This window comes from Paenibacillus sp. FSL R5-0486 (assembly GCF_037975155.1).
GTDB lineage: Bacteria > Bacillota > Bacilli > Paenibacillales > Paenibacillaceae > Paenibacillus > Paenibacillus amylolyticus.
This window is the reverse complement of sequence record NZ_CP150237.1, coordinates 5,066,495-5,089,572: the sequence shown is the minus strand read 5'-3', so window position 1 is coordinate 5,089,572 and position 23,078 is coordinate 5,066,495. Positions and strand designations below refer to the sequence as shown.

Here is a 23,078-nt window from a genome sequence, read left to right as displayed (position 1 = left end):
CTGTATGCATTTTCAGGAAAGACGGATTTGTGATATAGTGTGTCGTATGAAACTGAGGTGACTTCTTTGTTTAAAATGTTAATGCCCAAGCTGCGTGTAGACACGGTTTTTGACATTAATCTGGAAGAGCTGTACGCTCAAGGCTACCGTGGAATTATAACTGATCTGGATAACACACTCGTTGGAGCCAAAGCCCCTGACGCTACGCCCGAACTGATTGAATGGTTTGCACGTGTGAAAGAGGCAGGTTTCAAGCTGATGATTGTGTCCAATAACAATTTGAATCGTGTATCCCTGTTTGCGACCCCGCTGGATATCCAGTTTGTGCATAGTGCACGCAAACCATCGAATGTACCGTTTCGTAGAGCAATGAAAATGATGGAGTTATCTCCTGAAAACACGATTGTAGTAGGCGATCAGATGCTTACGGACGTTTATGGAGGGAACCGAATGGGGTTATATACCGTTCTGGTACTGCCAATCTCCATTGGGGACGAAGGTTTTATGACCCGCTTCAATCGACGCGTGGAACGGATTGCTCTAACGAGTTTACGCAGGAAAGGCTTATGGCTTGAGGAGGAAAAGAAGAAATGACAGAACCGCATAACGGCAATCTTGCCGTAAGGTGCAGCGGATGCGGCGTGCATCTGCAAACAGAAAATTCGGAATTACCAGGGTTTATCCCAGAGAAGGCACTGGATCGTGAACCGGTTATATGCCAGCGCTGTTTCCGCATCAAAAACTACAATGAGTCATCATCCGTTACGGTGGATCAGGACGAATTCCTGGCGCTGCTTAGCAAAATCGGGGATAAGGATGCACTTGTCATCCATATCGTTGATTTGTTTGACTTTGATGGCAGTATTATCTCCGGTCTGCAACGTTTTGTAGGCAACAACCCGGTGTTGCTTGCTGTGAACAAAACGGACTTGCTTCCGAAAGTAACCAACTGGAACAAGGTTCGCAACTGGGTACAGAAGCAAGCCAAAGAACAGGGTTTGCGTACCGTCGATGTAGTCTTGTGCAGTGCAAAGCAAAACCAGGGCTTCGACCGACTGCTTGAGCTTGTAGGAACGTATCGCGAAGATCGTGACGTGTACGTGGTTGGCGGTACCAATGTGGGTAAATCCACACTGATTAACCGTCTGATCCGTGATTACAGCGATCTGGAGCAGGAACTGACCACATCCCGTTATCCGGGAACAACGCTGGATATGGTGAACATTCCATTGGATGATGGAAAATATATCATTGATACGCCTGGAATTGTGTATCCATGGCGTTTCAGCGAGATTGTCTCACGTAAGGATCTCGCTGCCATCATGCCGGAAAAACCGCTTAAACCGGCTGTGTATCAGTTGAATTCCGGTCAGACGCTGTTCTTTGGCGGCATGGCTCGATTTGACTTTGTGGAAGGTGATCGCCAGTCGTTCACTTGTTTTATCAGCACTGCGCTTGATATTCACCGGACGAAGCTGGAGCGTGCAGATGATCTGTACCGCGACCATCTGGGAGAATTGTTGTCTCCGCCAACCCGTGAGGATGCAGCAGAGATGGCTGAATGGACCAGACATGAATTCCGCATCAAACGCGGCAGTCAATCGGATGTATTCATCTCGGGTCTGGGCTGGATTAAGGTTAATGGCGATATTGGAGCGCTTGTTGCTGTTCATGCTCCAAAAGGCATTCGTGTACAGATCCGCCCATCCTTGATCTAGTAATCTCAGAAGCTGTACATCAGATGGATCGGAGGCGGACCTATGTCTGAGCAGAACAAATTCAACTCTTCACTTCCCGTGTTGCTTGGTGTTATGGGTGATCCTATTGCTCACTCCAAGTCTCCGGCAATGCACAATGCGGCTCTGCAGGCTGCAGGAGTGAATGGAATGTATATGCCACTGCATGTTCATCCGGATCAACTGGAAGCGGCAGTTCGCGGAATTGTGGCACTGGGCTATCGTGGTGTTAATGTGACCATCCCGCACAAAGAGCAGGTGATGCAGTATCTCGATGTGATCGATGAAAGTGCTCGCCTGATTGGTGCGGTGAATACCATCGTTAATGAAGGTGGAACACTGACAGGGTACAATACGGATGGTATTGGTTATGTCCGATCGTTGAAGGAAGAGGCTGTGCCTGAGCTTGCGGGTAAACGTATTGCTGTACTGGGCGCAGGTGGAGCAGCGAGAGGTGTCATATATGCACTTGCATTGGAGAAGCCTGAACGCATCCACATTCTGAACCGTACAGTGGACAGGGCTATTGCACTTGCTTCGGATTTACGGGGCCATGGCTTGGGAGAAATCTCGGGCAGTGGCATGGAAGACGCTGCAACGGTACTGGCTACGGCTGATATCGTGATTAACACAACGGCTGCTGGAATGCATCCTCATGTGGATGACGTACCGGTTGATCCTGCACTGATCCGTGAAGGCGCAGCGGTGAGTGATCTGATCTACAATCCGCAGGAGACCCGTCTGCTTCGAGAATCGCGGATACGAGGATGCACGGTGCACGGTGGTCTGGGTATGTTTGTATATCAGGGCGCAGTGGCCTTTGAACATTGGCTCGGCATTCCCGCTCCTGTGGAAACGATGAGACGTGCTGTACTAAACAGTTTTGAAGTGTGAAAATAATAATTGAATGGTCAGGTCCGGACAGTTTTTGCGCTGTCGATCAGGGCCTGCTCAACATAAGGAGTATGGAGTATTCATGTTAAACGGTAAACAAAAGCGCTTTTTGCGGTCACAGGCACATCACCTGACCCCTGTATTTCAGATTGGTAAAGGTGGAACCAACGAGCACCTGTTCCGTCACATCGAAGATGCGATTGAGAAGCGCGAATTGATGAAAGTGCAAGTGTTGAACAACAATGACGAGGACAGAAAAGAGATGGCAGAAGAAGTTGCCCGTGAAACGGGAAGTGAGCTTGTACAACTCATCGGTAACACAATCATCCTGTACAAAGAATCTCGCGATAACAAACAAATCGAACTACCTAGATAAGGGAGCGTGACGCAGGTGAAGATCGGCATCATGGGTGGTACGTTTGATCCGATCCACATGGGACACCTCCTGGCAGCTGAAGCGGCAAGGGATTCACATGCACTGGATGAGATCTGGTTCATGCCTTCCCATGTTCCACCTCACAAACGCGGAGCCGGAGCTTCGGGACAGCAACGTCTCGATATGACGGAAGCGGCTGTGAAGGGTGTGCAGCAATATGAGGTGCTGGGTATCGAGATGGAATTGGGCGGAGTGTCTTATACCATCGATACGATGAAGGAACTGTGGCGTCGCTATCCTGAACATGAATTTTATTTCATTATCGGGGCGGATATGGTGAACTATCTCCCCAAATGGGAGCAGATTGAAGAGCTTGCAGAACGCTTAACCTTTATCGGAGTTGGTCGGCCGGGCTTCCAGTTACATCTGGATGATTTACCAGACGAGTTACAGGATCGGGTCCTGCTGGCCGAGATGCCCTTGGTCGATATTTCATCGACAGCCGTACGCAGACGTCTGGCCAAAGGTCATTCGGTACGCTTCATGATTCCTGATGAAGTGCACCAATACATTGTAAGGAGCGGTTTATATGGCGCTAAGCCGTGATGAACTGATTCAAGCCGTATCCGGACAAATGCCGGAAAAACGCTGGAAGCATACACTGGGTGTAATGGAATCGTCAGTGATGTTGGCTGAAAAATACGGTGCTGATCCTGTGAAAGCAGATCTGGCAGCGATATTGCATGATGTGGCGAAGTACTGGCCCGTAGCGGAGATGGAAGCGGTCATCCGTGATAACGGGTTAAACCAGGAACTTCTGCAGCATGACAAGCAGCTCTGGCATTCCGAAGTCGGTGCTTTTGTAGCCAAGCGTGATTACGGTGTGGAAGATTCCGAAGTTATTAATGCCATCCGGTGGCATACCTCGGGTCGGGTAGGCATGAGCTTGCTGGACAAAGTGGTATGTCTTGCCGATTACATTGAACCGGGACGAGATTTCCCGGGAGTGGATCACATTCGCGAACAGGCTGAACGTAGTCTGGAGGAAGGTTTAATTGCCGGATTCGATTCGACGATCAGCTTGCTGATTTCGCAACGGCGTGTCATTTATCCTTTGACCATGCTGTCGCGGAATGACTTAATTGCACAATTATAGATTATGGAGGTTGGTTCATGACAGTATCATCGAAAGAACTTATGAATATGGCGGTTGCTGCCGCTGACGACAAAAAGGCATCCAACATTGTAGCGTTGGATCTGATTAATGTTTCCCTGGTGGCAGATTATTTTGTTATTTGTCACGGGAATTCCGATACACAGGTACAAGCCATTGCCACTGAAATTCGCAAACAGGCTCATGCAGCCGGAGCGACGATCAAAGGTATCGAAGGTATGGATTCCGCACGTTGGGTATTGATGGACATGGGCGATGTTGTTGTTCATATCTTCCACCGCGACGAGCGTGAATACTACAACATTGAACGACTATGGTCTGATGCCAAAGTGGTGGAAACTGTATGAGTTTGATTGCTGGAACAGTCGTCTCTTTGCCGGTTTCACGTGAAGTGTCTCCGTTTGGCTTCTTTTTGACGACAGGATCGGAAGATGTACTGCTTCACTACACCGAGTTAACACGGGATATTAAAATTGGTGAGACGCTTGAGGTATTTGTATTCTTTGATACAGAAGATCGTCTGGCCGTAACGATGAAAAAGCCTTATCTCATGCTTGGCGAAATGGCACGACTGGTTGTGGCTGATGTTCACCCACGACTGGGCTGTTTCCTGGAAATGGGCCTTGGACGGCAATTGCTACTTCCTATTCGTGAATTGCCTGAACTGGAAGAATTGCGTCCTCAAGTGGGGGATGAAGTCTTTGTAATCATGGAACATGATAAGCAGGGACGTCTGCGTGCCAAATTGGCCGGGGAACGTGAGCTTTCACCATTGTCTTTCCATGCTCCAACTTCATGGTTAAACGAGTGGGTTGAAGCGACGGTATACAAGCCACTGCAGATGGGTACTTTTGTACTTGTAGAGGGTGGTGTACTGGGCTTTGGCGCGATTGGTATGATTCATTCATCTGAACGCAGTCATATGCTGCGTCTTGGTGAGAAAGTGAAATGTCGGGTGACACTGGTACGTGAAGACGGACGTGTGAATCTGGCCATGACTCAACTCAAACAAGTTGGACGTAACGAAGATGCAGACAAGCTACTCGCCTTTATGAAAGAGCGTCCTATGGGCGGCATGCCTTACTCGGATGCAACTCCGCCGGATATCATCAAGCAGCGCTTTGGCATCAGTAAGTCTGCCTTCAAGCGTGCCTTGGGCAAATTGATGAAGGACGGACTGGTGGTCCAAAAGGAAAGCTGGACGTATCTGTCCGAATCTGCTCCTGCGGATCAAAGTGAAAACAAGTAATCTTCCTGATTAAATAGTTGTAATATGGAACTCGGATAAGGCAGGGATAGGCTGGGTAAACACCGGATGCCCCTGCTTTTTCTTTTGTTAACAGGATTGGAAAATGAAATTGAAAGTGCGGTGCCTGACATGTCTTACCGGAAATTTGCCTATGTGTATGATGAATTAATGGAAGATATGCCTTATCCGGACTGGATAAGGTTTGCAAGAACAGCATGGGAAAAGCATGGAATGCCCAAAAGTGTCGCTGAACTTGGCTGTGGAACGGGCTCCATTACGATCCCGCTCGTGAACTCCGGTTTCGAAGTTACAGGCATTGACCTCTCATCAGATATGCTGTCGGTTGCACGCAGCAAGATGGAGGCTACGCCTCAGGGTCATCGCTTGTATCGCGAGGGCAGTGTCCGTTGGGTGCAGCAGGATATGCGGGAATGGCGAGTTCCGGAACCTGTGGATTCGGTGATATCTTTCTGTGATTGCGTCAATTACCTGCTTGAACAAGAAGATGTCGTTCGTACTTTCCAGCGGACATACGAAATGCTGAAGCCTGGTGGAACGTTCCTGTTTGATGTGCATCATCCGAGTACCCTTATTCGTTATGATGAGGAGCAGCCTTTTGTACTGGATGAGCGCTCCGTATCTTATATTTGGACTTGTGATCTGGACCAGGATCGCTGTGAGATTGAGCATCATCTCAGTATTTTTTCGCGTGTGGATGATGGTAATAAGGATATGTATCAGCGGTTTGAAGAAGTTCATGTCCAGCGTGCATATAATCCGGACTGGATGAAGCTGGAATTGTCCAAGGCAGGTTTTAGAGACGTGAAGGTATATGCGGATTTTGAATGGAAAGAGGCCGGAGACAGCGCACAGCGCTTGTTCTACGTGGCTGTGAAGTAAGAGCGAATAATGAGAACTGTCCTTATGGTGCATAAGGGCAGTTTTTTGTTTGATTTTTTATGGAGAATGAATAGCAATAGTCTTAAATAGGATAAAGGAATGCAAGAAAAGACATAATCACGTGACAAAAAGTATTGCCAGTTAAAGTAAAGGAGGCGATAATAGTTGGATAGAAAGCGTTTTCTGAGAAGATAAATCAATTGTCAATGTGAGGTGTAAAAATGGAAAGTACATATAAAACAAGACTTTCGTCAGAACAGTTGAATGCCATAATAGAGCAGCATTTCTCTGCAAGTATACAGGACTACAAGGAAATGGTGGATGGCTGGGCCAATCATGCATATCTCATTAAACTGAGTGACGCACAGCGAGTGGTACTCAAAATTGCACCGTCAGCTTCGACAAATCTGATGCGCTGTGAACAGGATCTCATGATTGCCGAAGTTGAGGCACTACGCCTCATTACGGAGCTACAGGATGTTCCCGTACCCCAAGTGTTGGCTTATGATGATTCGTTAACTATGGCTTCAGCGCGTTATTTTATCATGGAGTACATGTCTGGAGCGCCCTATAATCAGGTCAAGGATCAATATTCTGCGGAAGAGCAGGAAGTCATTGAACACCAGCTGGGTCGGTACAATCGTCGAATTAATGAAATCAAGGGTGAGAAGTTTGGATATTTCTCGGAGCAAAAACAGCGATATTCCACATGGAAAGAAGCATTTATGAATCTGATGGATGACATTCTTACCGACGGGGAAGAAGCCGGGATTACATTTTCGATCGATTACCCTGAATTGAGACGCCTGATTGAAGAAAAATCGGATGTGCTGGACGATGTCAAAGAACCTGTGCTTATCAGTTGGGATCTGTGGGATGGCAATGTACTAGTGGACGCGGGTCGAATCACAGCGATTATTGATTTTGAACGTTCACTGTGGGCAGATCCTCTGATGGAGCATTATTTCAGTCATTTTAACTATACGCCTGGTTTTGTGAAAGGGTATGGGTATGCGATTACGACTGAAAGTGAGCTGAAAAGAAGAAGTCTCTATGACTTGTACTTTGATCTGGTGCTGCGCATTGAGTGCGCTTATCGTCAATATGATAATCAGGAACATGTGAATTGGACCATTCATAATCTGGAGGAAGGCATTGAGCGTTTTCGGTTATCCTGAACAGCAATGAGTATTATTGAACGGTACGAACCGTGTGACTTAAAAGGGTCATTATAACGTGTAATATTGACTTTGGGCTTGCTTTTTTATATAATGGTCCCGATATTGTATACATATTTCGATGATAAGGATCAGTAGTAATTCCTGTACATAACAGAGAGCCGGCGGTTGGTGCAAGCCGGTTGACAGTGATTTGCGAACTCGCCTTGGAGAAATGCGGTGATTACACCATTCTGTTTAACCTGCTTGTATAAAGCTTGGGTTCAGGAATGGAAATCCGCATCGGTTAACCGCCGTTACAGGTCCAAAGGGAGTGGATGACGAAGCACGTTCGTCCACTAACTAGGGTGGTACCACGGGAATTCAACCTCTCGTCCCTAGCGCTGCAAACGCTACGGGATGCTGAGGTTTTTTTGTTGCAATTAAAGCTAAAGTGAATAACCTGAAGGAGGAACAATAGATGAGTGAGAATAACCAGCCGAAACACGGCTATCAGCCACAAGTCATGGAAAAAAGTTGGCAGCAATATTGGGATGCAAATAAAACGTTTAAAACGGGTGAGGACCCTGCTAAACCGAAATTTTATGCACTGGATATGTTCCCTTATCCATCCGGTTCAGGTCTGCACGTAGGTCACCCGGAAGGATATACGGCAACGGATATCGTTTCCCGTTACAAACGTATGCGCGGTTACAACGTATTGCACCCAATGGGTTGGGATGCTTTCGGTCTGCCTGCTGAGCAACATGCACTGGATACAGGTGAACATCCACGAGATATTACATTCCGTAATATTGACAATTTCCGTCGCCAGATCAAATCGCTTGGTTTCTCCTATGACTGGGATCGTGAGATCAGCACAACGGACCCTGAATACTATAAATGGACGCAATGGATCTTTATTCAGCTGTACAACAAAGGTCTGGCTTATGTAGATGAAGTTGCAGTTAACTGGTGTGAAGCCCTTGGAACGGTACTTGCTAATGAAGAGGTTATTGATGGCAAGAGTGAACGCGGAGGACATCCGGTTGTACGCAAACCGATGCGTCAATGGGTTCTGAGAATTACCGAGTATGCAGAGCGTCTGTTGGAAGACCTGGAAGAGCTAGATTGGTCTGAAAGCATCAAGGATATGCAGCGCAACTGGATCGGTAAATCGACAGGGGCGGAAGTTGTATTTGCCATTGAGGGTCGCGAGGAAGTTATCAAGGTGTTCACTACCCGTGCGGACACATTGTTCGGTGCGAGCTTTGCAGTACTGGCTCCGGAACATGAGTTGGTAGAAGCAATTACAACCGATGACCAACGTGAAGCTATTCAGGCTTATCAGGAGCAGGCTTCTCGTAAGAGTGATCTGGAACGTACAGATTTGGCCAAAGACAAAACAGGTGTATTCACTGGCGCTTATGCAATCAACCCTGTTAATGGTGCAAAACTGCCGATCTGGATTGCTGATTACGTTCTTGCAGGTTACGGTACAGGTGCGGTTATGGCAGTTCCGGGTCATGATGCACGCGACTGGGAATTTGCGAAGCAGTTCGGTCTGGATATCATCGAGGTTATTCAAGGTGGAGACGTTACACAAGAGGCATATTCGGGTGATGGCGCGCATGTGAATTCCGATTTCTTGAACGGACTGAACAATGAAGAAGCGGTTGCCAAGATGATTGCTTGGCTGGAAGAGAACGGTAAAGGACAAGGGAAAGTGACCTATCGTCTGCGCGATTGGTTGTTCAGCCGTCAGCGTTACTGGGGTGAGCCAATCCCGATTCTGCATTTGGAAGACGGAACGATGAAGACCGTACCGGAGGATCAACTTCCACTGCTGCTGCCTGATATCGACCAGATCAAACCTTCGGGTACAGGAGAATCACCACTGGCGAATGTTACGGAGTGGGTGAATACGGTAGATCCGGAAACGGGAATGAAGGCACGTCGTGAGACCAACACCATGCCACAATGGGCGGGTAGCTGCTGGTATTACCTGCGCTTTATCGATCCGCGCAATGACAAGGAACTGATCTCCAAGGAGAAACAGCAGCAGTGGCTGCCAGTTGATCTGTACATTGGCGGAGCAGAGCACGCTGTACTTCACTTGCTGTACGCTCGTTTCTGGCACAAAGTGCTGTATGATCTGGGTGTTGTGGAGACTAAAGAGCCTTTCCACAAACTGGTGAACCAAGGTATGATCCTGGGTACCAATAATGAGAAAATGAGTAAATCACGTGGTAATGTCATTAATCCGGATGAAATCGTCAATGAATTCGGTGCAGATACATTGCGTCTGTACGAGATGTTCATGGGACCATTGGAAGCGACAAAACCGTGGAATGCAAACGGGGTTGAAGGCATGCACCGCTTCCTGTCACGTGTATGGCGTCTCTTCATTAACGAAGACACAGGAGCCATCAATGACAAGATTACGGTGGACGGTGGAACGGATGAGTTCAAACGGACTGCTCACAAAACGATCAAAAAAGTTACGGAAGATCTGGAACATCTGCGCTTCAACACATCCATCAGCCAGCTGATGATTTTCATCAACGATGCATACAAAGCGGACACACTGCCTCGTGAAGCGATGGAGAAATTTGTGCAGCTGTTGTCACCACTGGCACCACATATGGCAGAGGAACTGTGGAGCCGTTTGGGTCACGAAGGTGGGATCTCTTACGTGGCTTGGCCTGAATATGATGAGTCCATGACAGTGGATGCGGAAGTAGAAATCGTTGTTCAGGTAAATGGTAAAATTGTAACTCGTGCTACGATCGCGAAGGATCTGGATGCACAGGGTATGCAGGACTTTACGATGGAGCTGGCACCTGTTAAGCAGGCGCTGGAAGGCAAGACCATTCGCAAGGTCATTGCCGTTCCAGGCAAACTCGTTAATATTGTTGCCGGTTAATCTCACCGGCTCGGAATAGTTCATCCAGCTTTAACAAATCTTCATCATATTTGTCATGTGTCGTGTGGATCAGGCTGTCGAAAACGCCGTCAAGACTAACCTTCAGCAGTGCAAGTGCCTGAGCGGTAATACCGCCAGGTACAGCGACACGAGCCTGAAGCTCTTGCGGGGTGTATCCTCCTTCGGTGAGAAGCTTGCCTGTTCCCAGGAGCATTTCGCCAGCCAGAGCGCAGGCATCTGCCCTTTTAATGCCTGTCAGCTTCACTGCACTTTCGATCCACTGTTCCAAAAAGAACGATATGAATGCAGGTCCGCAGCTGGAGAAGTCGGATGTGATTCGTGTACAGGCTTCATCCACTTGGTACGGCCTGCCTATATGACTGAGCAGACTTTCCAACACAGCGCGGTCTTCACTGGTCATTCGTTCGCCATGTATGCAGAGGGATGCTCCACTCCCGACTTGGTGTGTGACACTGGGAATTACCTTGGAGACTTTGCAAGGAAGTGAAGATTCCAGATGTCGCAGCTGCACGGGACTGGTGATCGAGACAATTATATGATTGGGATTCACGACAGGCAGGATGTCGTCAATAACATGTTTGAATTCAAGCGGCTTCACGCACAGGAAGATGATATTACTTCGGATCACCGTTTCCCGATTGCTCTGGGATTCATGCAGACCGGGGTAACGGAGGGATAACTGACGTACTTTGGACGGGGTTCGATTGCTGGCCGCGATCTGCCGGGGCTCAAGTGCACCCGATTGGATCAGGGCATAGATTAGCAGGCTGCCCATGCTGCCGGTTCCGATAAATCCAACCTTCATTGTTTCAGGCCTCCTTTCATGCTTTACGGTACTGGCGCAGTTCATTCCCTCTATTCTATGCGTGAGGACCTGTTTCACATGACATGAAAAATGCACAACTTGTTTCATCAGGAAAGTTCAACGGTTCGGAAGCACCGCCCGTGTTCGAAATGAATGATTTTGAATTCAGGGAGAGGTGTGGAAGAATGAGATGGAACAAAGGGATGACTATTGCTGCTGCGGTGGTTGGAAGTATACTTATATTATGGTCGGGCAAAAGTGAACAACCACCTAGTGGCTGGGAACCCTTGCAGCTCGGCACCGAGAAGCCGACGATAGAGCAGGTACTCCCTGTTGTACAGTCGGCTACTTCGGTTCAGGGCAATAGAGGAGCATCTTCGGGAGCGGATGCAAGTGGGATGCAGACTGGGAATGAGACAAAGGCAGAAGAGTCTAAAGAGCTTGCGAGCATTGGGGTTGAAGGTGAATCAGTTGTTCAAACTATAAGTCAGACGAATGATAATCCACCTGACACCTCAAATTCGATTGAACCAGTTACGCAAAGTACGAAATCGAATCCTTCGGTTACCTCCGAGACGGGCTCGAACAGTAATCCACCTGTAGTTCGTGAGGAAGCTAGCGACAATGGCAAGATTGATGTGAATACCGCTCCTGTCTCCAAGCTTATAGAGCTTCCCGGAATCGGAGAGAAGAAAGCTCAAGCTATTGTGGACTATCGGAATGCACATGGTCCTTTTGCAAAAGTCAGTGATCTGACAAAGGTCAAAGGAATTGGGATGAAGATGCTGGAGAAGATGGCGCCGTATGTGCAGATCCGGTAATATTAGAATGAAAAATGTGTTGAGCGGGAGGAATGCAACATGAGTACTGAGGTACGCAAGGACTGGGATACGTATTTTATGGACATCGCGTATATGGTTTCCACCCGTTCCCGCTGTTCGCGTCGTCATGTGGGTGCCGTTCTTGTTCAGGGAAAGAAACTGCTGGGAACAGCCTATAATGGTGCACCCACCGGCGTCCCGGATTGTTCTGAAGCAGGTTGCATGATATCGGAAGAGTATGAGTTGGTCGTGACCGATGGGCAAGAAGAAATGGTGAAAAAGCAAAGATGCATTCGCACAATTCATGCGGAGCAAAATTTGCTTTTATTCACAGATCGAATCGACCGCGAAGGCTCGTCCGTGTATGTGACCGACGAACCGTGCTGGACATGTGCCAATATGCTGGCGAATAGCGGGATTACAGAAATCGTGTTTCATCGTTCTTATCCTAAAGATACCGGCAAGGTTACCAATATGATGGAACAGAAGGGCATAACGTTCCGTAGGCTGGAGAATTACCAGCCCCCGCGGGAAACGATGATGACTGTGAGCAATTAATGTGAATATGATCGAATATGTGAGGGAGAACCTCCGGAAAGCCTGAATTGGCTTTCCGGGGGTTTTTCTGCGTTCAACGGGTGAAATGAAGGAGGGGGAGAAATGAAAGGCAGACCGTTATTAAGTTTTACGATTTGTTGGTTGTGCGGGAGCGGGATAGCATGTGCGTTAACAGGCTGGGCGTTAATCTGGGGGTTAATTGGAGCTCTGGCATGTTTACCACTTTTACTTCGTTTTATGGATGTGCGTGGATGGTCTGTTTTATTTTTACTTGCTGCCTTTATTGGAGGTGTTGCACATTGGGAGTGGAATGACGCACGCAATCATAGTAGTCTGCCGGAGACCATGCATATCGCTACTCATGAGTTGGACGGATGGTCAGCTGAAATTCAGGGTGAGCTGGTGTCAGATGTACGTATTGATGGAGATCGGGCTGACTTTAAGATACAGATGTCTTCAATATTGCCAACATTGGATTCGTTAGCAGATACAGATCTGGCAACAGTATTATCTGCATTCAACATAGATGAACAATTGATGGTACAAGTCAGACTGTTGGAGGAAGAAGAACAACAGATAGCAGCGGGCTGGAAGAGGGGCGATTTGATTACGCTTAATGGTTCTTTTGTCCTTCCTGGTGAAGCTAGGAACTTTGGCGGATTTGATTATCGCAGTTACTTGCGTACCCTGCATATCCACTGGTTGTTCAAAGTGAAAGGAGCCAGTTCGGTAACAGCAGTTGCTCCTGAGGGACTTGGACAATATAACATACTAAGGTGGACGGATTGGACTAGGCATAAGTTGGGCTCGGCGGTTGAGCAGTTATTTCCAGAGCCTCATGCTGGATATATGAAGGGTCTTATTATCGGGATGGCTACTGATATCGATCCAGGTACCTATGGTCAGTTTTCACAACTCGGTCTAACGCATATCCTGGCAATCTCCGGAACCCATGTCGCTGTATATGTTGCTTCGTTGCTTCTCATTCTATCTTGGCTAAGGCTTACCAGAGAGACGGCACTCACGATTGTTCTGATCCTGGTGCCAGCTTATGTACTGTTATCCGGAGGTTCACCTTCAGTGATTCGGGCAGGAATGATGTCCATGATTGGGTTGTATATGGCACGTCGTGGTCTCGCCAGAGACGGTCTTCAGATGATCAGTGCAGCAGCGTTGCTGATGATGTGGTGGGACCCGTACTTTTTGCTAAGCGTGAGCTTCCAGTTATCCTTTCTAGTGACCGCAGGTTTGATGATCTATATGCCATTGATTAACCGGCTGTTCAGCGGCTGGCCGAAATCTCTGGCTGCAACGGCATCCGTGACCGTGACCGCTCAGTTGATTTCGTTCCCAGTAACCATTCTGTATTTCAATCAGTTCTCATTACTCTCATTTGTGGCCAACTTTCTGCTGGTTTCTTTGATTAGTGCCATTGTATTACCTCTGGGGACGGTCGCCATGTTACTGTCATTCATATGGGTTCCCTTGGCGAAACCTCTCGCATGGATTGCGATGCAACTGAATCAACTGACATTTATAAGCGTGGAGTGGATGAACAGCCTGCCAGGTTTTGTGTTGATCTGGGCAACACCGCCCTTGTTATGGATTGCCGCATATTATGCTGTGTTGTATGCCTTACTCTATCTGTTGCATCGTGGCAATGGTGAGCAGCAAGAAACAGCGTTTGTTGAGGAAGAGACGGCTCCTCTTGTGAGGGGACAACCTTCAGTTTCAATGGCGAATATGGGCATTCGCTCTTCGATGTCTACCGTGTTACAGGATCAAGGTAAGAACCGTGTAGATGGAAAAGAAACTTCATTAACGACATTAGGAGCCAGTATTGCCTGGCCGGAATATACAAGTGCATTTACTACACGAGGTGCAGGTTATTATTCAAATGAACGAATGAGTAAAGCTCAGCAATGGTTGTGCGGGTTGCTCGCAATCAGCTTTATTGCTGGATTATGGTGGGCATATCAGACTCCCAAGCCTGCTGGAACCGGCATCGTGCAGTTTTTGGATATTGGTCAGGGAGACAGTACATTGATTACAACCCCGGAAGGCAAACACATTCTGGTGGATGGCGGGGGAACGGTTAGTTTTGGGAACAACGAACAATCTTGGAAAACAAGACGTGATCCGTATGAGGTGGGAGCCAAGGTCGTTGTTCCTCTATTGAAAAAAAGAGGTATCCATCAACTGGATGCTGTAATTGTCACGCATGCTGACCAGGATCATGCCGGAGGACTACAGGCTGTGCTGGAACAGATTCCAGTTAAACGTTTCATGTTTAATGGAACGACCAGCGGTAAGGATAACTTTGATAAGTTGCTGAATACAGCCATGGAACGGAAAATCCCTCTATACGCCATTCGGCAGGGTATGTCCTATAAGGCTGATAAAGAGACAATTTTACATTTTATAGCTCCGGATCTGGCACATATGGATGTAAATGCATCAGGCAATTTACCAGTGTCTGAAAATCAGAATCATGATTCCGTTGTCTTTTTGCTGGAAATGGCCGGGGCTTCCATGTTGTTCACCGGAGATATGGATGCGGCAGCCGAGCAGGACCTGCTCTATATGATTCAGGATGGCTCATTGGCTGCCCAGTTTGAACAGAAAGGTGCAGATATTGGAGTTACAGAGGGAGTTGTACAAAGGATACTTACACGACCGTTGCAGGTTGATTCAAAAGATGCTTCAGCATCTGTCTCCATTGATGTTCTAAAGGTCGCTCATCATGTTATATTCACTTTGTTAACACTATTAAATAAAGCACAGAAATAACACTATACATATAGTAAAGTTTATCAAAGATATAGTGAAAAAAATAATTAGTTTACTATAGAAAGAGGTGTAAATATTTGTTCAATGTGAAAAAAGCTATGGTGAAAATTAATAGTGAGTTAGTTTACCGTTACTTTATTCTAGATCATAATATGCCTGTTAATGAAGTGAACTTTTATTTAGATTATAAAAGCTTTAGAAGTCTAAATACTGGAAGGCAGTATGCATATTACTTATGTAAGTATTTAAATTTCTTAGAAAAATCTAATAAAAACTATTTGAAAGCAACAGATAAAGATTTTAAAAGATTTCTTGATTATATATTATGGGGAAATTCAAACCAAACTAATGTATCTTCAATAAATGGTGCTATATCCTATAACACTTTAAAAGAATATGTAGTTGTAGTAACTGGTTTCTATCGTTTTCTGAACGATGAAAGGTCAGATGAATTTTTGGATAAGCGACATAAAACGAAGATGCATAGGAGAATAGATCGATACCAAAAAATTTATTGTTTTAATTATGGGAACTATATTGATAGCAGATTACGAATTTTAAAGAAAAAGAGAGTTAAGATAAGGTGGCTTGATGATGAGTTAGTTGAAACAATATCAACAGGATTTAATACTTTAAGAGATAAAGCTATTTTTCTTATTACTGTGTTATGTGGGGCTAGAATTGGAGAAGTACTAAGCCTACATTATGATGATTTTGTAGAGTGTAGGCGTCAAAATTTAAGATTCATTAAGCCACACGAATCTAAAGGTTTATCAGAGGGGGAAGCTAGAGACCTTTTGTTGCCAGAAAACTTATGTCGAATAATTGACTCGTATATATTATCAGAAAGAGCAATTGCAGAACAAGAATCAGGTGCATACTTTACAAAAGAGTTATTTATTACATTAAGGAAAGGAAGCTATCAAGGTAATAAACTTACTTATAATTCCTATCGAAAGGCATTTAAACAAGCTGTGAAACGTAGCGGACTAGATTCAAGTTTATTTGCAACTCATGATGGTCGAAGAACTAAGGTTATGTCTCTATTAAAATATCAAAGTGAACATGGGGATCTAACAGATGAAATGATAAGACAAATCATGGGATGGACAAATCCCGCAACAATCAATTCTTATAAAAATATGAAAGATATGAGTTATATGAAAAGTATTCTAATGAAAGTTTCATCGTTTGAAAAATAAATGTATATCCAGCAGGAGTGAATATCAGTGGCTTTAATGATAAGTTGTGTGAAAGGGAGAATAGGTTTAAAGAGAGTAGAGTACAGAGGTATAGAAGTGATAATAAATTGGAATAAAATTAAATCTGTCGATGTTAAGAAAGTTGAGTTTAACTTTTATAAACTTTTGGAATGTTTGAATAAAGGAGAGAGTTTGAAAGAGGTTGTGAATTTTTTTAAGATAGGTAATACATTGAAATTAATATTTGCTTTTGCATCACTTCTAATGGATGAATATTTTGATGAAATAATAAAAAAACAAATAAAGGAAATGAACACAAGTAGTATAGATTTAATTACACAAGAGGTTTTTGGGCTTAGTAAATTAGGCATAAGAGAAAATAATAATAAGCCTGCGATTGAGCTGGAGAAGATCATGGAGAGACTACTATGTGCTAACGCTAGTGAAAATGTTGATTCAAAACATATCTATGTTTGCCTTAGTAATAAAGTTAGTGAATATTACATTTCTAACCAAGGTACAGTTGTACCCATAATCTTAATCAATTTTCCACACAAAGATGTTGCGAATAATATTAAATTTCTTGTCATGACAATACCCGCAATAGAAAAAAAGATTTTAAATTTCGAGAGTCTAACTGAACAAACACAAGTTTTAGGGCGTACGAATATATTTAATATTTTATTCGGTTTTTTTAAACATGAAACCTTTAAGTATTTTGAATATTGTGCATCGCTTTTTACTGAACAGAGAAGACGGATTACTCTCGTTAAACTGATTAAAGAAACTATTGATCCTTCTGTTAAGGGTTCATGGCAATCTTTCAAAGGAATAGAAGAAGATATAAAAGCAAGATTAGAGAATCTCGTTAATAACGAGTATGATAAACAACTTAAGATTCTTCCTTTAACAAATAATAGCCACATGGAGAGATCTAATTTAATTTGGAAGTATTACTGGAGAGAAAACCATATTTTAAGTTCAGTGTATTTTGATTTCTCATTTATAAAATACAAAAAAATTCGAGAAGGCTTTATGGCGTTTATGAAAAATTCTCTTCTCATTAATAATGTTCCGAATGCAAGGCATAAATTTTTCACAGTAGCAACCGGCATAAGAGGTTTAGAATTAGTTAAAACAAATTTCACCGATTTTAGTGAGATTCAGAAAAGTGATGTTCGATTACTAAAAATTCATTTAGAAACCTCATATAAAACTAAATCAGGAAAAAATGCTTCTATATCATTTATATCAAAAATCTTTACACATATGAGTCAGTTAATTGATTTTATAAAGGCTTATAATACTGAACAAAATGAGTTTAATCCAATAAAAGTACTTAATGTTCCACAACATAATTATTTTGATGACTTTAAATTTACAAATTTAAATAACATGAAAAATAATACAAAATTCATTCCAGAAGTAGTTATGGAAGCGTTAAATAAATACAAATACGAGATGAGTGATACTTACCGTCTTATTTTCGATATTTTCAATTCTACTGGTCTTCGGGCAAAAGAAGTAAGTTTACTAGAATATGATGCTTTGAAGTACGATACCAAAAATGAGATGTGGTATATGCTTGTCAAGAATTATAAAACTGAAAAAAGTAAAGTAAAAAAAGGTTTAGAGGAGAAGCGTATTGTTCCAATTCCTAATCAACTAGCTCAAAGAATAAATAAATATCAAGAAGAAACCCAAAAATTCCGCGATGAAGTTAAATCTATCTATCTGTTCATTAAGAAAGCAAAAGGGTTCGGTCATAATTATGGTATTGTCAATCCTTCAGATGTTATGAAAGCAATGAAAACTCTAATCAAGAATAAAAACATTATGGATGATAATGGTGATTTATGGAATATAACAACACGTCAAAGTCGAAAGACTTTTGCTGTTAATTTAGTTTCCAATGGTGCCTCCATGGAAGAAGTATCGACCGCACTTGATCATGCATGGCTTGAAACTACTGCTTTGTTTTACACAGAAGTAGATAAAATGAGAGTTGCTGATATGAATAGTGAGTTCTTTCAGAAAAAATTTGAAGTTCAGCTTACTGATGAACAGTGGAGTAAGTTCTCTGAAAAAGAGAGAAAGCAGTTGTATATTGACTTTTGCCTTGGGACTCGTACTGTAGAATTGGGACAATGTTCATTGCATATCTCTGAGGGGGTTTGTAATAAAATTGAATGTGCTACATGTAGTAATTTGTGTACTGGAAGGGATTATATTGATAAGTGGGAAGAGATGTTCCGAGATCAAAGTAATCAGTTAAATTCATTGAAAACGTTTTACGAAAAAAATCACATAACAGATTACAGTGAGTATGTTGAATATAAAAGAATGAAGTATCTAAGTGAGGTATATCGAGAAGTTATAAAAAATATTTCTTTATGATAGTTAGGAGAAATCATGAAAACTCAAAGTTCAAATATAACAGATATGCACCCAAATCATAAAGAAATTGATGTGTCTAAACTAAAAAAAGTTTTGCAGGTATACAGTTCTTTGAGTGAGTTTAAGGATAATACTTGGTATTTGAACATTGTACAAAAACCAGGGTCTTCATTAACTAACACAACCTTATATTTCAGTAAATGTCCCTCATCGTACAGATCTATGATTAAAAACTTTGCAATAATCTTACTTGCTGAAAAATATGCTTCAGCAAGAACTATTTCATCAGTAGTTTTCGAAACTATAACTTTCTGTAAATATCTTGAAAATTTTCACTCTTCAATCAAATTATCTAAAGTGAAAAAGAATCACGTTGCAGAGTATATAAGTTTCTTGGATAAAAAGTATGCTTATGAAACAAAAATAAAACTCTATAGATCTCTGAGAGTCTTCTTCAAGACTATGAGAGATTTCGAAGAAATGCCGTCAAAATCACCCTTACTGGTTATAAATCCCTATCCAAGATTAAGAAAGAATATTGTAAATAATACAGAAAAAATGATACCGGAATATGTTACTAATCAAGTTGATCAAATTTTCAGAAACGAAAAAATCCCTTTACATGTTCGTTTGGCATATTGGATTCTGCGTAGCATACCGTCGAGAATCTCTGAGATAACAGGGATGCAGTTAGACTGTATCTTGCCTGCATTAAGACCCAATTGTGCAATTTTAAAAATTCCAACTTGGAAACAAAATGGAGGTTATCTAGAGCCTGAAAATAGACTTATAGAAATCAAAAATGAAGGACATGGTGCTTATTTATTGAGCTTACTGAAACAACAACAATATATTGCTAAAGAATATCAAGAAGCAATTAGAAAAGTAGAAGATAAAGACTTATTATTCATCTATAAAGTAGAATATATGGAAAAATCAAATACCTTCCATTTGGATAAATCTACTCAATTAATTCAGCGCAAAACACCAATAGTATGTACAGAGAGAAATCTAACTTTACATTTTAATAAGGTATGTAAAGATTATGATGTGAAAACGGAAGACAACATAAGCTATAAGTTTAGTTCACATCAGTTAAGGCATAACGGTATTACTGATCGTATATATTTCGGCTTCAATTTAGACGATGTTAGAGAAATGACTAATCACAAAGGTTCTGAAATGCTAGTAAGAAACTATATACACATTAACAATGAAGAACTTCAAAAAAAACAAGATAAAATTTATGAGATAACAAATGATCTACAAGTTAGTCAAAATGTATTCTTCAAAGGTAATATTTTAAAAAGTGTAGATCAAGAACAACGTGTGTTAAAAAGTCCACGTGCAGGAAGACTTGGGGGGATAGGAATTTGTTCAGATATGCTTGGGTGTTCGAATCCTTCCGAGTGTCTTCAATGTCTTAACTTTATGCCTGATTCTACGCAGCAGGAGTACTTTGAAGCCCAAATAGAGTTGTGGTCAAAAAAGGCTCATTTATTTAGTCGAAATCCAATTTGGAAGGATCATGCTATAAATAATATTAATGCTTATCAGAATATTGTTAATAAAATAAAGATGAGGGAGAATTGATTTGAAAAAAAGAAGTTTACCCGAAGAACTTTTATTAAGACAAGAAATTGCTAGGCAGGAAACATTAACGAAATTGCAAAATGCCATAGATGACTTGAATTCTGAAGGAGCACTAGTAACTTTAAGTAAATTGGTAGTAAGGACAGGATTAAGTCGAAGTACCTTAAACAAGTCTCACGTTAAAAAATTCTTGATGAAGAACAAAATAGGAAAGTACAATTTGATGTCTGTGCCTAACGAAGAACTGACAGAAGATACCGAAGAGCTGAAAATGAGAATTGTTAAATTAACACAACAGCTAAAAAAAGAGACAGAAAGATATAAAATTATCAAAGAGGAGCAAAAACTCCTCTCTAAGAATTATGAATTTTTATTGGGGAAGTATCACCGTGCTGTAATGATTGCATTCAATCATGGTATTCCTATAGACATACCAGATATAGAAAGCGAAAAAGAGTACTAAGATCTGAAAAAAAAGTGAAAATATCTGTAGATATTATAATATAATTTAGGTTTTTTTGAAGGAGTTCATACTAGTTCAACACCATGTAAGGTGATGCTAGTAGAGTATGTTTGGAAAAACCATAGGGGTCTTTTAGAATCATTGATTAAGTGTCACACGGATTTAGTACATGAAAAGTTATCAAAAGCTTATCTGTTCTCAACGAATAGTTATATGTGCCAACATTTATATGAATTGGATTAGGGCTGTTTTCTTTAAAGTAGTGTATCAGCGTTTGGATTTATAGCTGAGGACAGCAACTGAGAAGCAGTCAACTAGTAGTAAAACAAAAAGGCGACTCTAATTTCGACAACCTAAGATAGTCCTAGGGAGCGAATGTGAAATCGTGTAACATTCATTGAGCTAATGAATGCTACACGATTGTGCTTCCGATAGTACACAATCTGCATTCAGGTCATCTAACGTTTAGCGCTGGTCATATGCTTCTATGACACTGTCAAAACAATCTTTCCTATGTGATTTCCGGCTTCAAGATAACGGTGAGCATCACTAATGTCTTCGAGTGGGAAGGTCCTGTCTATTATCGGTTTTAGGTCACCGGATTCGAGACCTTTACGGATGATAGGTGGGTATTCTGTTCTCTCTTCGTAATAAATTTAATCGTTGACTGATATATCTGATTATAGATAGGCAAATAAGATATATTAATACATGTTATAATATTCCTATTGTGTGATCTAAAAGGGGATAGAGTATAGAATCACATGACATATAAAATCATGAACGAGCTATGTAGGGTTGAAAATATAATATATACAAATTGGAGGGACGGAATGGTTAAAAGTTCAAATGAATTACTCATGTTCGAAATAGAACAGCTTATCATGAGTAAACGAGAAGACGAATACTGGGATTTCAAACAATCACATCATTCGAATACAGCTAACTTATTACATGACATTATCTGTATGGCTAACAACAAAGCTGATCGCGATGCTTATATAATCTTTGGTGTAATGGATCAAACTGGAGAAATTATAGGTGTAGAGCGAGATGAACAGCGTAGAAATCAACAAGAACTTATTAATCAATTGAAAAGCAAAAAGTTTGCAGGTGGTGTAAGACCGAGAGTTGAATTACGTACTCTGCTCATAGATAAACATGAAATAGATGTTTTGATTATAATGAATTCAATGGAGACGCCTTATTATCTTACCGAAAGTTATGAAGATAAGAAAACAAAGAGATGTGTTAGGGCTAATCACATTTATACCAGGGTAGGGGATACAAATACGGATATTGATAAGAGTGCTGATATCAACGATATTGAGTATCTATGGAAGAAAAGATTTGGCCTACACCTGTCTCCTTATGAGAAACTAATGCACAAATTGAGATCTAAGGAAACCTGGATCGGAGATGAAGACCAGTTTTACAATCGGGAAAACCCAGAGTTTACTTTGTCTTTAACTGATGACAGTGATCTAAGAAATACCCCAGAGTTTTACGCGTATACCATGACAGACAGTTCAGTTTCATACAAAGTTATAACAGCAAATTACTATGGTACTACCCTTTATAGTAAAGGAATCGTCTATTTAGATGGAGCGAGATATTTTACTACGACTCCGGACTGGGGGTTTATAGATTTAGATGATTACCACCAGGACACTATCCCATATAAATATTTTATCAATAACGATATAAACTACCTTCTGCATAACTTTTTATTTCAAGAGGACCAACATGAGGCACACATAGCCAGAAGGAGATTTCTAGAAGTGATTTTGATTTTTCACGACGAGATTGAAAGAGTACAGTTTGAAGACTATGTCTTCAATAATAAAGATATCATGATCAATCATATAGGTTCAGATATCAATGAGTATGTATTAGATGAAAGCAGACCAGGGGAGGTTGCAGCAGAGAGAATTAAAGCCTCTATAGCATTAAAACGTATGCTTGAAGAGTACCGTGAACTGACTATATAAAACAAAGGGGTAGTTTGAATTGAAG

Annotated in this window: 20 protein-coding genes and 1 other annotated feature; of the genes, 19 read left to right on the top strand and 1 reads right to left on the bottom strand. The window is 42.3% G+C overall.

Features of this window, described 5'->3' with window-relative positions:
• The first annotated feature begins 66 nt into the window (after window positions 1–66).
• The 11 genes from MKY01_RS22540 (at window position 67) to leuS (ending at window position 10,412) form a co-directional block, all read left to right on the top strand.
• Complete coding sequence (locus MKY01_RS22540; protein ID WP_036615148.1) at window positions 67–594, top strand: YqeG family HAD IIIA-type phosphatase; 528 nt, start codon at window positions 67–69, stop codon at window positions 592–594.
• Entirely contained in the window at window positions 591–1,718 is a 1,128-nt protein-coding gene (gene yqeH, locus MKY01_RS22535; RefSeq protein ID WP_017687184.1) for a ribosome biogenesis GTPase YqeH, read from the top strand. Before MKY01_RS22540 ends, yqeH begins: the two co-directional genes overlap by 4 nt.
• A gap of 42 nt (window positions 1,719–1,760) precedes the next feature.
• Entirely contained in the window at window positions 1,761–2,630 is an 870-nt protein-coding gene (aroE, locus tag MKY01_RS22530) for a shikimate dehydrogenase (protein WP_339283569.1), read from the top strand.
• 82 nt (window positions 2,631–2,712) lie between these two features.
• Window positions 2,713–3,006 carry a ribosome assembly RNA-binding protein YhbY gene (gene yhbY / locus MKY01_RS22525; RefSeq protein ID WP_017687186.1) on the top strand — a complete coding sequence of 98 codons (294 nt, stop codon included), beginning with the start codon at window positions 2,713–2,715 and terminating at the stop codon, window positions 3,004–3,006.
• A gap of 15 nt (window positions 3,007–3,021) precedes the next feature.
• Complete coding sequence (locus MKY01_RS22520) at window positions 3,022–3,612, top strand: nicotinate-nucleotide adenylyltransferase (protein WP_315370659.1); 591 nt, start codon at window positions 3,022–3,024, stop codon at window positions 3,610–3,612.
• The gene (yqeK, locus tag MKY01_RS22515; protein WP_282320681.1) at window positions 3,596–4,162 is read left to right on the top strand and encodes a bis(5'-nucleosyl)-tetraphosphatase (symmetrical) YqeK; all 567 of its coding nucleotides are present in this window, start codon (window positions 3,596–3,598) and stop codon (window positions 4,160–4,162) included. The genes MKY01_RS22520 and yqeK overlap by 17 nt, the downstream gene beginning before the upstream one ends.
• A 17-nt stretch (window positions 4,163–4,179) precedes the next feature.
• Entirely contained in the window at window positions 4,180–4,527 is a 348-nt protein-coding gene (gene rsfS / locus MKY01_RS22510; RefSeq protein ID WP_036615136.1) for a ribosome silencing factor, read from the top strand.
• Window positions 4,524–5,429, top strand: coding sequence for a S1-like domain-containing RNA-binding protein (locus MKY01_RS22505; RefSeq protein WP_036668546.1), 906 nt, complete (start codon window positions 4,524–4,526; stop codon window positions 5,427–5,429). Before rsfS ends, MKY01_RS22505 begins: the two co-directional genes overlap by 4 nt.
• Before the next feature lie 129 nt (window positions 5,430–5,558).
• Complete coding sequence (locus MKY01_RS22500; RefSeq protein WP_339287232.1) at window positions 5,559–6,329, top strand: class I SAM-dependent methyltransferase; 771 nt, start codon at window positions 5,559–5,561, stop codon at window positions 6,327–6,329.
• A 221-nt stretch (window positions 6,330–6,550) separates the two neighbouring features.
• Window positions 6,551–7,507, top strand: coding sequence for an aminoglycoside phosphotransferase family protein (locus MKY01_RS22495; protein ID WP_339283567.1), 957 nt, complete (start codon window positions 6,551–6,553; stop codon window positions 7,505–7,507).
• A gap of 112 nt (window positions 7,508–7,619) precedes the next feature.
• Window positions 7,620–7,889, top strand: a binding site (T-box leader).
• Window positions 7,890–7,967: 78 nt separating this feature from the next.
• The gene (gene leuS / locus MKY01_RS22490) at window positions 7,968–10,412 is read left to right on the top strand and encodes a leucine--tRNA ligase (protein ID WP_036668549.1); all 2,445 of its coding nucleotides are present in this window, start codon (window positions 7,968–7,970) and stop codon (window positions 10,410–10,412) included.
• On the opposite strand, the gene comER is transcribed toward leuS, so the two are convergent.
• Window positions 10,393–11,238: a late competence protein ComER gene (comER, locus tag MKY01_RS22485; RefSeq protein ID WP_036615122.1), complete on the bottom strand. Its 846-nt coding sequence runs from the start codon at window positions 11,236–11,238 to the stop codon at window positions 10,393–10,395. The genes leuS and comER overlap by 20 nt on opposite strands.
• Before the next feature lie 185 nt (window positions 11,239–11,423).
• Between comER and MKY01_RS22480 the strand changes: the two genes are divergently transcribed.
• From MKY01_RS22480 to MKY01_RS22445, 8 genes are all read left to right on the top strand, one after another.
• Window positions 11,424–12,059: a helix-hairpin-helix domain-containing protein gene (locus MKY01_RS22480; RefSeq protein WP_282320684.1), complete on the top strand. Its 636-nt coding sequence runs from the start codon at window positions 11,424–11,426 to the stop codon at window positions 12,057–12,059.
• A gap of 39 nt (window positions 12,060–12,098) precedes the next feature.
• Window positions 12,099–12,617, top strand: a complete 519-nt coding sequence (locus MKY01_RS22475; RefSeq protein ID WP_017687196.1) for a cytidine/deoxycytidylate deaminase family protein — start codon at window positions 12,099–12,101, stop codon at window positions 12,615–12,617.
• A 102-nt stretch (window positions 12,618–12,719) separates the two neighbouring features.
• A complete protein-coding gene (locus MKY01_RS22470) occupies window positions 12,720–15,407 on the top strand; it encodes a ComEC/Rec2 family competence protein (protein WP_339283565.1) in 2,688 nt (895 codons plus the stop codon).
• Between the two features lie 86 nt (window positions 15,408–15,493).
• A complete protein-coding gene (locus MKY01_RS22465; RefSeq protein WP_339287230.1) occupies window positions 15,494–16,609 on the top strand; it encodes a tyrosine-type recombinase/integrase in 1,116 nt (371 codons plus the stop codon).
• 36 nt (window positions 16,610–16,645) lie between these two features.
• Window positions 16,646–19,006: a site-specific integrase gene (locus tag MKY01_RS22460; protein ID WP_339287228.1), complete on the top strand. Its 2,361-nt coding sequence runs from the start codon at window positions 16,646–16,648 to the stop codon at window positions 19,004–19,006.
• A gap of 15 nt (window positions 19,007–19,021) precedes the next feature.
• Window positions 19,022–20,599, top strand: a complete 1,578-nt coding sequence (locus tag MKY01_RS22455) for a tyrosine-type recombinase/integrase (protein ID WP_339283564.1) — start codon at window positions 19,022–19,024, stop codon at window positions 20,597–20,599.
• 1 nt (window position 20,600) lies between these two features.
• Complete coding sequence (locus MKY01_RS22450) at window positions 20,601–21,062, top strand: DUF6262 family protein (protein ID WP_062835552.1); 462 nt, start codon at window positions 20,601–20,603, stop codon at window positions 21,060–21,062.
• 833 nt (window positions 21,063–21,895) lie between these two features.
• The gene (locus tag MKY01_RS22445) at window positions 21,896–23,053 is read left to right on the top strand and encodes an ATP-binding protein (RefSeq protein WP_339283562.1); all 1,158 of its coding nucleotides are present in this window, start codon (window positions 21,896–21,898) and stop codon (window positions 23,051–23,053) included.
• Window positions 23,054–23,078 lie beyond the last annotated feature (25 nt).

Coding starts and splice junctions, on each gene's coding strand:
- yqeH (WP_017687184.1), top strand. CDS start 591: ATGACAGAACCGCATAACGGCAATCTTGCCGTAAGGTGCAGCGGATGC.
- aroE (WP_339283569.1), top strand. CDS start 1,761: ATGTCTGAGCAGAACAAATTCAACTCTTCACTTCCCGTGTTGCTTGGT.
- yhbY (WP_017687186.1), top strand. CDS start 2,713: ATGTTAAACGGTAAACAAAAGCGCTTTTTGCGGTCACAGGCACATCAC.
- yqeK (WP_282320681.1), top strand. CDS start 3,596: ATGGCGCTAAGCCGTGATGAACTGATTCAAGCCGTATCCGGACAAATG.
- rsfS (WP_036615136.1), top strand. CDS start 4,180: ATGACAGTATCATCGAAAGAACTTATGAATATGGCGGTTGCTGCCGCT.
- MKY01_RS22505 (WP_036668546.1), top strand. CDS start 4,524: ATGAGTTTGATTGCTGGAACAGTCGTCTCTTTGCCGGTTTCACGTGAA.
- MKY01_RS22500 (WP_339287232.1), top strand. CDS start 5,559: ATGTCTTACCGGAAATTTGCCTATGTGTATGATGAATTAATGGAAGAT.
- MKY01_RS22495 (WP_339283567.1), top strand. CDS start 6,551: ATGGAAAGTACATATAAAACAAGACTTTCGTCAGAACAGTTGAATGCC.
- leuS (WP_036668549.1), top strand. CDS start 7,968: ATGAGTGAGAATAACCAGCCGAAACACGGCTATCAGCCACAAGTCATG.
- comER (WP_036615122.1), bottom strand. CDS start 11,238: ATGAAGGTTGGATTTATCGGAACCGGCAGCATGGGCAGCCTGCTAATC.
- MKY01_RS22480 (WP_282320684.1), top strand. CDS start 11,424: ATGAGATGGAACAAAGGGATGACTATTGCTGCTGCGGTGGTTGGAAGT.
- MKY01_RS22475 (WP_017687196.1), top strand. CDS start 12,099: ATGAGTACTGAGGTACGCAAGGACTGGGATACGTATTTTATGGACATC.
- MKY01_RS22470 (WP_339283565.1), top strand. CDS start 12,720: ATGAAAGGCAGACCGTTATTAAGTTTTACGATTTGTTGGTTGTGCGGG.
- MKY01_RS22460 (WP_339287228.1), top strand. CDS start 16,646: ATGATAAGTTGTGTGAAAGGGAGAATAGGTTTAAAGAGAGTAGAGTAC.
- MKY01_RS22455 (WP_339283564.1), top strand. CDS start 19,022: ATGAAAACTCAAAGTTCAAATATAACAGATATGCACCCAAATCATAAA.
- MKY01_RS22445 (WP_339283562.1), top strand. CDS start 21,896: ATGGTTAAAAGTTCAAATGAATTACTCATGTTCGAAATAGAACAGCTT.